This is a genomic window from Photobacterium profundum (assembly GCF_003026285.1).
Lineage (GTDB): Bacteria > Pseudomonadota > Gammaproteobacteria > Enterobacterales > Vibrionaceae > Photobacterium > Photobacterium profundum.
Window position 1 is genome coordinate 184,022 of sequence record NZ_PYOD01000005.1, and the last position, 12,893, is coordinate 196,914.

General features: G+C 40.4%; 13 protein-coding genes. 8 read left to right on the forward strand and 5 right to left on the reverse strand.

The annotated features are described in order from the left end of the window. Together pyrC and C9J48_RS14760 are read right to left on the reverse strand one after the other, a co-directional pair. Positions 1-1,029 (reverse strand): dihydroorotase, encoded by a 1,029-nt coding sequence (pyrC, locus tag C9J48_RS14755; RefSeq protein WP_006233547.1) that lies wholly within the window; start codon positions 1,027-1,029, stop codon positions 1-3. 249 nt (positions 1,030-1,278) lie between these two features. Next, on the reverse strand, positions 1,279-3,282 hold the full coding sequence (locus C9J48_RS14760; RefSeq protein WP_006233548.1) for a methyl-accepting chemotaxis protein: 2,004 nt from the start codon (positions 3,280-3,282) through the stop codon (positions 1,279-1,281). A gap of 387 nt (positions 3,283-3,669) precedes the next feature. On the opposite strand from C9J48_RS14760, the gene hinT reads away from it, so the two are divergent. The 8 genes from hinT to C9J48_RS14800 all read left to right on the forward strand — a co-directional run bounded on the left by hinT (position 3,670) and on the right by C9J48_RS14800 (position 10,619). After that, on the forward strand, positions 3,670-4,020 hold the full coding sequence (gene hinT, locus C9J48_RS14765) for a purine nucleoside phosphoramidase (RefSeq protein WP_006233549.1): 351 nt from the start codon (positions 3,670-3,672) through the stop codon (positions 4,018-4,020). 156 nt (positions 4,021-4,176) lie between these two features. Then, the gene (locus C9J48_RS14770; RefSeq protein WP_036804420.1) at positions 4,177-5,571 is read left to right on the forward strand and encodes a COG3014 family protein; all 1,395 of its coding nucleotides are present in this window, start codon (positions 4,177-4,179) and stop codon (positions 5,569-5,571) included. Continuing rightward, the gene (locus tag C9J48_RS14775) at positions 5,571-5,957 is read left to right on the forward strand and encodes a YcfL family putative periplasmic lipoprotein (protein ID WP_006233551.1); all 387 of its coding nucleotides are present in this window, start codon (positions 5,571-5,573) and stop codon (positions 5,955-5,957) included. Before C9J48_RS14770 ends, C9J48_RS14775 begins: the two co-directional genes overlap by 1 nt. 41 nt (positions 5,958-5,998) lie before the next feature. Further along, on the forward strand, positions 5,999-6,592 hold the full coding sequence (gene lpoB, locus C9J48_RS14780) for a penicillin-binding protein activator LpoB (RefSeq protein WP_006233552.1): 594 nt from the start codon (positions 5,999-6,001) through the stop codon (positions 6,590-6,592). A 121-nt stretch (positions 6,593-6,713) separates the two neighbouring features. Then, entirely contained in the window at positions 6,714-7,622 is a 909-nt protein-coding gene (locus tag C9J48_RS14785) for a phosphotransferase (RefSeq protein WP_006233553.1), read from the forward strand. Positions 7,623-7,703: 81 nt separating this feature from the next. Then, complete coding sequence (locus C9J48_RS14790) at positions 7,704-8,552, forward strand: DUF6279 family lipoprotein (protein WP_081450133.1); 849 nt, start codon at positions 7,704-7,706, stop codon at positions 8,550-8,552. 140 nt (positions 8,553-8,692) lie between these two features. Continuing rightward, complete coding sequence (ycfP, locus tag C9J48_RS14795) at positions 8,693-9,229, forward strand: alpha/beta hydrolase YcfP (protein WP_006233555.1); 537 nt, start codon at positions 8,693-8,695, stop codon at positions 9,227-9,229. Between the two features lie 100 nt (positions 9,230-9,329). Next, positions 9,330-10,619: an NAD(P)/FAD-dependent oxidoreductase gene (locus C9J48_RS14800; RefSeq protein ID WP_006233556.1), complete on the forward strand. Its 1,290-nt coding sequence runs from the start codon at positions 9,330-9,332 to the stop codon at positions 10,617-10,619. Between the two features lie 133 nt (positions 10,620-10,752). Here the strand turns inward: C9J48_RS14800 and bamJ are convergent, their stop codons facing one another. From bamJ to C9J48_RS14815, 3 genes are all read right to left on the reverse strand, one after another. Further along, positions 10,753-11,226: a BamJ family beta-barrel-assembly machinery protein gene (bamJ, locus tag C9J48_RS14805; RefSeq protein WP_006233557.1), complete on the reverse strand. Its 474-nt coding sequence runs from the start codon at positions 11,224-11,226 to the stop codon at positions 10,753-10,755. Between the two features lie 64 nt (positions 11,227-11,290). Next, complete coding sequence (locus tag C9J48_RS14810; RefSeq protein WP_006233558.1) at positions 11,291-11,848, reverse strand: GNAT family N-acetyltransferase; 558 nt, start codon at positions 11,846-11,848, stop codon at positions 11,291-11,293. Positions 11,849-11,999: 151 nt separating this feature from the next. Next, positions 12,000-12,890: a peptidoglycan binding protein CsiV gene (locus C9J48_RS14815; protein WP_006233559.1), complete on the reverse strand. Its 891-nt coding sequence runs from the start codon at positions 12,888-12,890 to the stop codon at positions 12,000-12,002. Positions 12,891-12,893 lie beyond the last annotated feature (3 nt).

The following is a 12,893-nucleotide window of genomic DNA, read 5'->3' on the forward strand; positions in this document are numbered from 1 at the left end:
TTAGATAACTTTCCATAGCATTGCTTCGCCAGCTCGGATTGGTACCACTTCATCGCCACCAAATGCCATTGTTTCAGGCACGTTCCAGCTTTCTTTTTTAAGTGTAATGGTATCGGTATTACGTGGCAGGTTGTAAAAGTCAGGACCATTTAAGCTTGAAAATGCTTCTAATTTATCTAATGCGTCTGCTGCTTCGAATACTTCAGCATACAATTCGATTGCTGCATGTGCAGTGTAAGAGCCAGCACAACCACAAGCTGATTCTTTTCGACCTTGTGCGTGTGGCGCAGAATCAGTACCCAAGAAGAATTTAGGGCTGCCGCTTGTTGCTGCTTTAACCAAGGCATCTTGGTGAGTATTACGCTTTAGAATTGGTAAGCAATAGAAATGCGGGCGAATGCCACCTACTAACATATGGTTACGGTTAAACATTAGGTGATGAGCGGTAATAGTAGCCCCAACATTAGGGCCTGCATTTGTTACAAATTCAACGGCATCAGCAGTTGTGATGTGTTCCAATACCATTTTAAGATCTGGGAATTGCTCAACAATCGGTGCTAGAACAGTGTCTAGGAAGACTTTTTCACGGTCGAAAATATCGATATCGTGAGCGGTTACTTCACCATGAATAAGCAGAGGCATACCAGCTTCTTGCATTGCTTGTAGTGCAGGGCGAATATGATCAATCGATGTTACGCCCGAATCTGAATTCGTTGTTGCACCCGCTGGGTAAAGTTTTGCAGCGTATACATGGCCAGATGATTTAGCCTTGTGGATTTCTTCAGCGGAGGTATTGTCGGTTAAATAGATAACCATAAGAGGGGAGAAGTTGCCTTGAGGGCCTTGGGCAATTATACGTTCACGGTAAGAGAGTGCAGATTCTGTATCAATAACTGGTGGGATCAAGTTAGGCATGATTATCGCTCGTCCCATATACCGGCTGATGTCACGAACAGTATCTTTTAATACGTCGCCATCGCGTAAATGAACATGCCAGTCGTCAGGACGTGTAATTGTAATTGTTGTCATATTTTCTTCCCTCCCAAAAAATTCGCCCGATTCTAAAAGCATACACGCACTAAGTAAAGGTCAATTATCGCACTAACCAGCAATTGTTGATTAATAACGCAATCGTTTGGCTTTAACCCAGTATAAGTTTAGTTGAATGAGCGTAATTCCTATCGATTCATAGTGGTCGTAAAGTAAAAAACAATAAAAAGGCCAGCATATGCTGACCTTAATAGTGGTGATTTTTTAGTTTGTGATGTGCTACTCGTTTTATAGTTTAAATCGGTGTACCAGTGTGTTTTGCTGACTGGCAAGTTCATCAAGCTTAGAACTGGCGTCTGCCACTTCTTCCATTGAACTGAAGTTAGCATCGGCAATATGACTGATGTCTTCAAGGCTACGCGCGATAGAACCTGTCGTACATTGCTGTTCTTCAGCGGCTTGAGCTATTTGCGCACTCATTTGACTAATTTCCATGATAAGTGCTTGAATTTCTTCCATTGCACCGTTGGCATCAGAGGCTTGTGTAATACTGCTTGTCATTTCAGTTACACAAGTTTGCATAACGCTAACCGCTTGCCCTGAACTTGATTGTAAACTTTGAATCATCTTTTCAATTTCAGATGTTGAATCAGTGGTGCGTTTAGCCAGTACTCTGACTTCATCTGCGACGACTGCAAAACCTCGACCTTGATCACCGGCTCGCGCTGCTTCGATTGCCGCATTCAATGCCAATAAATTGGTTTGATCGGCAATGTTTCGAATAACATCGAGAATTGAACCGATATTACTACTCATTTCTTGTAGTTTAGAAACAGCATGAACGGATTCGTCTAAACGGTCTGAAAGTTGGTGTGCGGTGTGAATGTTTTTGCTCATCACATCACGGCCGACTTCTGATGCCCTTTCTACCTCGTGTACGCGCTCCATCGATTGCTGTGCACTTAACGATACATCCGTAACAGATTGCTCCATTTCGGTCATCGCAGTTGCAACAGAGGCTGTTTGCTGACGTTGTTCATTTAATCGGTGTTTTGCTTTTGTCGTTGTTGTTTGGTTCTCTGCCGCAACCGTTGTTAGCCCCTCTGATGCTTGGCTTAATTTACTGAGTATTTCTTGTAAATTACCTGCAAGCGTATTGATGTGGTGACTTAATTTATCGAATTCAATAAAAGTATTGCCATTGATTCGCTGGGTCATATCACCATTCGTTAATGCTTCTAATGTTTTCAACGTTGATACAAGAGGTTTACGAACGCAACCAGCCAGATACCAACCAATGAATATGGCCAGTAATGATACACAGATACCGATTAAAATGGAGTTGGTATAGCCTTGGCTGTAGGTATTATTGGCACTTTCTATTGCTGAATCCATCTGAGAGTTCGCCAGCGTTCTGAAGTTATCAAGTAACATCATTGCTTGATCAATTTCAGCGGCTAGCACTGCAATATTGTCGTATAAACGATTTCTTGCTTCTATATATTCATAATGCTGATCAAGTACCCCACCTTTTTGACCAATATCTAGCGTGTATTGAGCGACGGTTTTGTCAAAAATGCGTTTTACTTCAGGTAGTTGTGATGTGAGGGCTCGATATGATTGGCCAAGATGATTAACGAATTTTCTGTTATTTTTAAGTGCCTTGTCAATTTTCGCGATATCTTCAGTTGCGAGGGCATCTGATGTAATCGTCTCCGTTTTAGCTAGCTGATTAAAGTAACTCATTGCGATCATTTTTACGGAAAGATTATCTTGATCAGCAATATATTCTTTCATACGGATATTGAGTTCAGTGTGTAGTTGTTGAAAGCGGCGCGTGGATTGTTGACGCTCTTCTTGGGCGAGCAATTGAACACGATAGTTGTTCATTGCATTGTGTGCCTCGTTGAAGTAACGCTCTTCTAATGCCGAGAGCTCTTTAAGGTAAGCATTTAACGTTGGGTTGCCTTTTGCCACGTTAGTCAGTTGCTTTCTTGCTTGTACAAATGCTTCTTGGGCCTGAGTAAAGTTAGTTTCATAGGTTTGCATCCGAGTGGGATCTTGCGTGGTAAGGTAATCCTTAAAAATCTTATCGGCTGCTAGCAGATTGACACTTGTTTGGTTTGTCGTGGAAACAAGTGGTAGTGCATTTGTCGTCACAGATTCAAGTTGTTGGTGAATGCGGCTTGTTCCATCAAGCATCAGAATAATAGTGGCAATAAGCAGTGCGACCATTACCGCAAACCCAGCATACATACGCTGTATCACTGACGTTTGTTTTTTTGATTTCATAATATCCCTAAAGAGTATATTTCAAGGTGAGCGTTCAATGCTTACTCACAACGTTAATTTAGAATGAGGCTTTATTAATTACACAGTATGAACTTGTCTGTATTGGCTTTTTATCATTCTTGCTGCTGAAATTTTAATCAATAAAATAAGTCGTTAAAAACAAGGGGAAATCGACCTTTCATTACTCTATCAGTCTTTTTAAGAACGTTATTATCATCCTTAATAATAAGTAATTGAATAAGCGCATACTTTGACGGCTGCATCAAAAAAAAACTATTTCTCTGTAACTTTCACTGGTAAAGTTGTTTAAAACAGTGTCCAATATTGCCCTGTGCGTTTTACTCAAGCATACTGATGGCGTTAGTTTTAACCTAAACGGAGCTTGATATGGCAGAAGAAACTATCTTCAGTAAAATTATTCGCAAAGAAATTCCAGCAGATGTCTTGTATCAAGATGATTTGGTCACTGCTTTTCGTGATATCAATCCACGAGCACCGAGCCATATCTTAATTATTCCTAATAAGCTTATTCCTACAATAAATGATGTAGAAGCTGAAGATGAAGTAATGATGGGGCGCATGTTCACTGTTGCACGTAAGCTAGCAGAGAAAGAGGGTGTTGCAGAAAATGGTTACCGCTTAATTGTGAATTGTAATCCGCATGGTGGACAAGAAGTTTACCATATCCATATGCATTTACTGGGTGGTCGTCCATTAGGGCCGATGTTAGTCGGGTAAATGTAATTTCCGAGTTACTTTAAGGTGCAACGTGTACCTTGAAGTGACTTAGGATGGTCTTGGTTTGTTTTTATATCGTATATTAGCTAGTCTTTTTTGTTTTAATCGAAATAGGGCTAGTATTCTCATATCTCAGGATTTTTATAGGATGTGGTTATCAAATTCATGTTTAAACATGCCACAGTAGTGCTGCTTTCTTTTAGTTTAATGGCTTGTGCTAACTTATCTACTCAAAATTTGTTTAGCCATTATAGTGCTGCAAATGCTGATACACATCTGGCACTAGAACAAGGCTTATATAGCAAAGCTGTTGATGCGCTACCTGATGCCCCTGCTGGGGATATTCTTGATGGCATGGAGCGCGGTCGAATAAGTTTTGTTGCTCAGCAATATCCAACCAGCTTTGGTGCTTTTCAGCGTGCCGATATGGCAGTGAAAGAGCAGCAACGTCAGGCAACGATTCAGGTTTCTGAAGGCTTGAATCAGGCGGGAGCTCTGTTAACAAACGATAATATGATCACCTATGAGCCTGCCGATTATGAGCTGGGCTTTTTACATCTTTATTTAGCATTGAATTATCTTGAGCAAAAAAAGCTTGAAGGTGCCTTAATTGAAGTTCGTCGTGCCAATCAGGTACAAGAAGCGGCACGTAAGCAGCGTGAGGCACAATTAAAGAGTGCTGAAAAAGAAGTACAGAAAAAAGGCATTAGCAATAATGTTGGAGCTGTACTCGCTCGTTACCCTGATGCGGGGAAAAAGCTTGGTCAGGTGCAAAATGGTTATTTATTCTATCTGTCAGGGGTGTTGTATGAAGCCGATGGCAATTTGAACGATGCCTATATTGATTACAAGCGTGCTTTTGCCGTTGCCCCGAGTAATACCTTTATAGCGAATACTGTTTTACGTGTAGCAACAGCCTTGAACATGACCAACGATTTACCTACTTTACAAGCACGTTATGGCAAGTATGAAAAGCCAGAGCAAGGGAATGGTCGAGTTGTTATTTTTGATGAGCAAGGTGTAGTACAAGCGCTTGATAATTGGCGTTTGCCATTATGGTTACCTGATAGCCGTGGTGATGGAGCAATATACAACTTAGCATTACCTTATTATTCGAATAAACAGGTTAAACGTTTTACGCCGCTAAAGTTAGACAACCAGCCAGTGAATAGTGGACAAGTCACGAACGTGAACGACATGGCAAAAAATAGTTTAAACGAAGCACTACCCGCCATTGTTGTTCGACAATCATTACGTGTATTAGCTAAAAATGAAGTGCGTAAAACAGCATCAAGTAAGGGAAATGATGTCGGTAATGTTTTAGCGAATATCTTTAATACCTTAACAGAGCAACCAGATACCCGAAGTTGGCAGTCGTTACCTGCAAATGTGGATATCTATCATAAGGACTTAAGTGCTGGAACGCATAATTTAAGTTGGAATGGACAGCAATTGAATGTCGATGTAAAAGCTGGTCGAACAACCATGGTTTGGGTGTCTCGACAAGGTAATCAGGTTAGTTGGTGGTCGACGCTACTAGGAGGAATCTAATGAAATATTTATCCATATTGTTATTCGCTTTCGCACTCACCGCTTGTAGTACAACTACATCGGGTATCAGTATAGAAAGTAGTAACCAAAATGTTGTTATTGGTAATTCGTCACTGGCGAATCGTTTATCTATTGAGCGTGCAACCGTCGGTCATAACAATGGTTTGATGAAAGCTGGCGTGCCTGTAACAAGCAAAATCAGTAGTGATTTAGAGCTACAGTACCGTTTTTATTGGTATGACGGTCAAGGCTTAGAGATCAGCGGTAGTGATTCACCTTGGCGCCAGTTTATCTTGCACGGCAAAGACACCATGACATTGCAAGCTATGGCAAGAAGCCCAGAAGCGAAGCAATATCGTATTTATATTCGAGAAGCTAATTATTAATTACAACGTTTGTTGTAAATACAACCATTGAAGGTAAGAAAATGAAAAAAAGTATTATTGCAGTATTGGGTGTCGCTGTTTTATTAGGTGGTTGTGCGCAAAAGGTTAGTTATGGCGATGCGCAGCAGGCAGAAACAACAACGATTGAATTTGGTTCAACGGATCTGCAGAAGATTGCAGAAGAGATGACAGATAGCATGCTAGCATCTGGCTCTGTTGCTGCGATTACGGGGGCGAATCAGCGTCCAATTATCGTTGTTGATAGCATCAAAAACAAAACCAGTGAACACATTGATACAGAATCTGTAACCGATTCAATCAGTACGCGTTTACTTAACTCTGGTAAGTTCCGTTTTGTTGATATGACACGTGTTGAAGCGGTACGTAAGCAACTTAACTTCCAAAATGATGATGAGTTAGTGAACCAAAGTACTGCGATTCAGTTTGGTCAAATGGTTGGTGCTCAATACATGCTGTACGGCAACTTATCAAGCATAGTGAAGCAAGCGGGTAGTGATAAAGACGTTTACTACAAAATGACAATGCGCCTGATGGATCTGAAAACAGGTCTGATTGAGTGGGCTGATGAAACTGAAATTCGTAAGCAAGAAGCAAAAAGCTTTCTTGGTTGGTAATCTTAGTTAATTCACATTAGTGATAAATGATTTAGGTTATTGCTTGTTCGTTATATCGACCGATATCAATGAGCAGGAATAACCTAATTTTATTAGAAAGGTACTAGCTAGAAGGTACTAAGTGGAATCATTCGATCAATCAGTGCTTAGAGTCCTAAGCGATGTTGAATTTATTACTGCAAGGCCACTTTCGGGGGGTCTTAGCAATCGATGTTGGTTACTTGAATTACGTCATCATACCCCGCGACATAAACCTGATTCCTCTCTACGCTCTGCACCTCAGAACGTTAGCTATGTCTGGCGTCCGAATGCAGCTTCATCCCGTGCTTTTGGGGTGTCTCGTCAACACGAATACCAAATATTGTCATTAATTCAGTCTCAGCATATCGCTCCTGCCCCGTATAGGTTATTAGAGAGCGGCCTATTAGTTGAGTGGGTGACTGGGCAGGTTGTCGAAGAAGAGCAGACAACGTCTAGTGATAATACTAAACAACTTCCATTGTTATCAGACGTTGAATTAATGGCATTGCAGGCGAGGGTGCATCAGCTTCCAATGCCTACTTGGCGGTTAGAAGTGAAATCCAAAGCTGAGCACTATTGGCAGTTCATACCTGAACATGTAAAAACGCCCCTTCTTCAGTCTGTATATGCTGATTTCCAATATAACGCATTACCAATTGGTTTTGCTGATACGTGTTGCCATCATGATTTAGGCCGTTACAACATTATTCAAACAGAAGATGGTGGGTATAAGATTATTGATTGGGAGTATGCTGCGGCTGGTGACCCATCATTAGATCTTGCGTTAACAATTAATGCCAACGGGCTAGATCCTTTAATGGCTGTTAATGCATATTGTTCAGCGCTTCAGATAACAGGCACTCAGGAATGGCATCAAGCGGTAGCATTGTGGCAACCGTGGTGTGAATTCTTATCTTTATTGTGGTTTCTTGTAGGCGCTGAACTTTGGCAGGATGACACATACACAGAACAAGCCTTGCAGCTGCTGGTTACACTTACCGACAAATAATGGTTCTTTCGTTGATATGAGTATGTAAAGTCAACTTGGGTATATAGTTTATATATCAGTTGAGCTAGGTATTATCTAAGAATGACTAAAAATGGTACACGATGGGTGTGTTGTTCACTCATAATTGTATTGCTTACTGGGTGTACGCTAAGGCTCGGCTACAATACATTGAATTTTTGGGTTACCTATTATCTTGCAGATTATGTCAGCCTTAACTCAACGCAAGAGCGTGCATTTGAAAGAAACCTAGATATCGCTTTGGTGATTCACCGCACCAAAGAACTGCCTAAATTCCACCGCTTAATTGATGAACTGCAAGCTGACTTGGCTAAACCGCTTAGCTTTAATCAAATTCGTGGCTATTATTTAAAGTTCACTGAGGCTGGTAAAGAGTCTACGAGTGTTTTTTCGAAACCTTTTGCCGCAATGATTCAATCGCTAAGTGCAAGTCAAATTAATGAGCTAAATCAGAACATAGAGAAAAAAATAGAGCAGGTCATCGCAAAAAGAAAGAGATTATCGCCAAAGGAAAAAATGGTTATTCGGCGTGATAAATTACAAGATGCAGCCCGTGGTTGGATAGGCTCTTTGTCTAATAAACAAAAAGCGATATTGCTTGAATTGACTGAATATCAGGTTGAAATGGAGCCTATATTTTTTTCAATATGGCGTGATTTTCTTCGTGATTGGCAAGAGCTTATGAAAAACCGGAATAAACCAGATTTTGAGCCTAAACTGAATGTGCTATTACAACAACTAATCGCTTTTGAAAACGCTAGGGTACAGCCTGACATAAATGTCTACCTAGCAAGACGCTTTGATGTATTACGTCGGTTAAACCATACGTTAAGTGGCAAGCAGACACGTTATTTGAATCGTAAATTGGTTGATATGCGAAAAGATATTGCCATGTTGATCAATGAAAAATGATGTTTTTGCAAACGGAGTCATAGTTTTCAATTTCAGCCTTTTAAACCTTACAAAACATGTTAGATTAAATTCTTGTAACGAAAAAATGCATAATTACACGCCAGATGGTGATGTTTTGTTAAGAGCAATAGGGAGAAGATATGATTATTTATCTGCACGGCTTTGATTCAAATAGCCCAGGTAATCACGAGAAAGTGTTACAACTGCAATTCATTGACCCTGATGTTCGTTTCGTTAACTACAGTACTTTGCATCCTAAGCATGATATGCAGCATTTAATTAAGGAAGTGCATAAATTAATAGAAGAGTCAGACGATACTAAACCATTAATTTGTGGGGTTGGGCTGGGGGGATATTGGGCTGAGCGTATTGGTTTTTTATGCGGTATTAAGCAGGTTATCTTTAACCCAAACCTAAACCCTAACGTCAATATGGAAGGGAGGATCGATCGCCCTGAAGAATATATAGATATCGGTACTAAGTGTGTTACCGATTTTCGTGAAAAAAATGCAGGTAATTGCCTCTGCGTACTTTCAACTAATGATGAAGTGTTAGATAATCAGCTCACAAGTGATGCGCTCAGTGATTTCTATAAAATCATTTGGGATGAGACACAAAATCATAAATTTAAAAAGATCTCGCAGCATCTACAAGCTATGAAAGCGTTTAAAGAATAGTCTTAAGCCCTCCTACACCTCAGACGGATCACAGATCCGTCTGCCAGATTTAGTCAGTCTGTATACCCAAAGAATTCTATAAAATAAAGAGGAAGTTATTGTGACGCGTATTATCGTTGTAGGCGGTGGCGCTGGTGGTCTAGAGCTTGCTACAAAGCTTGGAAGAACATTAGGTCGTAAAGGGCGCGCCCAAGTCACATTAGTTGATCGTAAAGCCAGCCATTTATGGAAACCACTTTTGCATGAAGTTGCAACAGGTTCTATGGATGCCGGTGTTGATGCTTTAAGTTACCGTGCTCATGCAAAAAATCATCATTTCGATTTTCAAATGGGTAGTTTGAAAGAAATTGATCGTGAAAATAAGGTGATAATATTAGATGAGCTTCATGATGAGCACAATGAACTGCTAATGCCTGAACGTAATATTGATTACGATATATTGGTTATGGCGATTGGATCTACATCCAATGACTTTAATACGCCAGGTGTAAAAGATAACTGTATTTTCCTTGATAGTCCGGAGCAAGCACATCGCTTCCGTACTGAAATGAATAACCAATTCTTGAAGCTTCATGCGAATAAAGAATTAAAAACAGTTGATATTGCGATTGTTGGTGCTGGAGCAACAGGTGTTGAGCTATCTGCTGAACTGCATAATGCTGTTGCCGAATTACGTACATATGGCTTTGGTGATTTAGACAGTTCACGTTTGAACGTTAACCTTGTTGAAGCTGGTGAGCGTATTCTACCTGCATTACCGCCACGTATTTCATCAGCAGCTCACAGCGAATTAACAAAATTAGGCGTGAATGTTCGTACGATGACAATGGTGACAAAGGCTGACTCTACTGGTCTAACAACTAAAGATGGTGAACATATTCCGGCGCAAATCATGGTATGGGCTGCAGGTATTAAAGCACCTGATTTCATGAAAGATATTGCCGGGCTAGAAACTAACCGTATTAATCAGTTAGTGGTTAAGCCAACGTTACAGACAACGCGAGATGACGACATTTATGCAATTGGTGATCTTGCATCATGTGTGCAAGAAGACGGCAGTTTTGTACCACCTCGCGCGCAGGCTGCACATCAAATGGCAAGTCGTTGTTTCTCTAATATTGTTGCTAAAATTACAAACCGAGAGCAAAAGCCTTATATATACAGTGATCATGGTTCACTGGTATCACTGAGTCGTTTTTCTACCGTTGGTAGCTTGATGGGTAACCTGACTAAAGGTTCGATGATGGTAGAAGGGCGTATTGCACGTATCGTGTATATCTCTCTATATCGCATGCACTTAGTCGCTCTTCATGGTGTATTTAAAACTGGTTTGATGATGTTAGTCGGTCGTATTAATCGCGTACTTCGCCCGAACTTGAAGTTACACTAATACTGTTTGTTATATTTTTTAACATGTTGATTTAAATAAAAATGCCAGCCTTGTTATAACAAAGCTGGCATTTTTTATGCTATTTTAGTCATGTAGAGATAAAAAATCTGCTTATCACTCTAGTCGGTAACAGTTAGTTAATCTTGAATAATTCGACATCAAAAATCAATACAGAGCCTGGAGGAATGCTACCAGCACCACCGTTACCATATGCTAATTCTGACGGGATAAAAAAGCGTGTTTTCTCGCCAACAACCATCAACTGCACACCTTCCGTCCAGCCTTTGATTACTTGATTCAAACCAAAAGAAATTGTTTCGCCGCGATCAACAGAACTATCAAACACCGAACCATTAATTAATGTGCCGTGGTAGTGAACGGTTACTTTATCTGATGCTTTAGGGTGCTCTGTCCCCGTTCCTTCTTGTAAAACTAAGTACTGAAGACCTGAATCTGTCGTTTTCACACCGTCTTTGAGTTTATTTTCTGCTAGAAACTCCTGGCCTATTTTGATGTTTTCGCCAGCAGCTTGTTTGTTGCTGTAAGAACGCTGTACAAAGAAGATCACTAAGCCAATAAGGGCAATGGTAACAATAATTTTAAACACGGTGTTTTCCTAACGGTTAGATTTTCAATAAGTTTACTGTAATTAAGCTTGGAAATGTACTGGTTTAACGTGGAAACAGATCTTCAGGAATCAAAGAATATACCAGCCCATTTTGGGTTTTTCCATGAGTAAATATTCGGTTTCTTGCTTCACATTCAAACTGTGCATTACAGGCGATGGCTGTTTTTTTGCTCGGATAGTTATCAGGGTGAACGATGATTTCTAATCGTGTTAACCCTAAAGTCATAAAAGCAAACTGTGCAAGCGCTAAACAGGCTTCCGATGCAATACCTTGGCGGTGGTATGACGTCCGTACCCAGTAACCAAGGTTGGCAGAATTACACATAGGAATTAATGCACTGATAGAAACACTACCAACAAAGGTATCGTCAAAACGGTCAAAAATAGCAAGTTCATAGCTCATGTCTGTTTGCCAGCTTAATCGGCTAGACGCAATCCATTCATGGGCATCATGCTGATCGTAATGCGGCGTGCACCACTCAAGCCAAGGGCTTAATTGTTCGGTAGATTCTTGAACTGCAGTAAGGTGATCGAGTAAATCGACAGTTTTAAAAGGACGTAAAATTAATCGCTGAGTTGATAGCTCAAAGTCCATTTTCATTATAATTGTTTACCTACTCTTTTTTGTGGCTTCGATAAAACGAGATGTTCTATCGAAGCATAGCATTGAATTAGCGCAACATTATGATCAACTACTTACCTTGAATGGTATAAAAAGCCCCCGCAATGCGAGGGCTAATTGGCAGTATAATTTAGCTTCCTACTCGGCGTACTTGAATAATAACGCCTAGCAGTGGGTTATCTAAGTAATGTATTTCGCCACTGCGCATACGGCGCTGTTGTGATAATCGATAAGGCTTCAAAAACTCTTCAACCTTAATGTTCTTTTTCACTTCTTGTAGGTGACCAATTTGAACATTACTGTTTACGTCAATGCCATTTTCTGTGGCTGTATCAGTATTAACATTCATCGCATTCTGTTCATTAACAATGCTTTCAAGTAGTGGCTTCGTCATAATAACTTCACGACGACTTGGCTCTCGTAAATCGAGGTTGGCATCTAAAAATAAATAATGCTGAACATAGACTTGTAGCATTCCGTTTAATTGATATAGCGAATCAGATCTTGTATCGGCATTGTTATTGGAATTTGATAGCAGAGAGGTGCTGTTATCTGCTGTGATTGTAATGCCATCATTGTTGCTATCACTGTCAATTGAAATGGCGTTCGTAGGTTGTTCAACATCCTTTTTTGAACGGCCATCAGGTAAAAACTGCTCAGAAAAATCACGACCAGCTGTGATATATAACTTAGGTGCATTAGCCTGATTCTGATCACCTTGGCGCCATGCAATGTGGGCAAGAGGCGTAAAGCCAGCGTGTTTTTTAAGTTTGTTATACTGGGCATCAAGTGCATATTGGCTAGACGGTAGAATAGTTACCCCTTTCGCTTTTAATGCCGCGGTATCTTCTAAAGATAGGGCGCCTTGCATATCAACTTGTTTGAGTTGTTCGGGCCAAGATTCGTTAACCTGTTCAGGGTTAATATTTCGCTTGAATAGAATCACTTCTACATCAAACTGTCTCGCCGCAAATGATGGCCAACTAACGGCCAGAAGAAGCAAATAAATCAGTTTTTTCAAGGT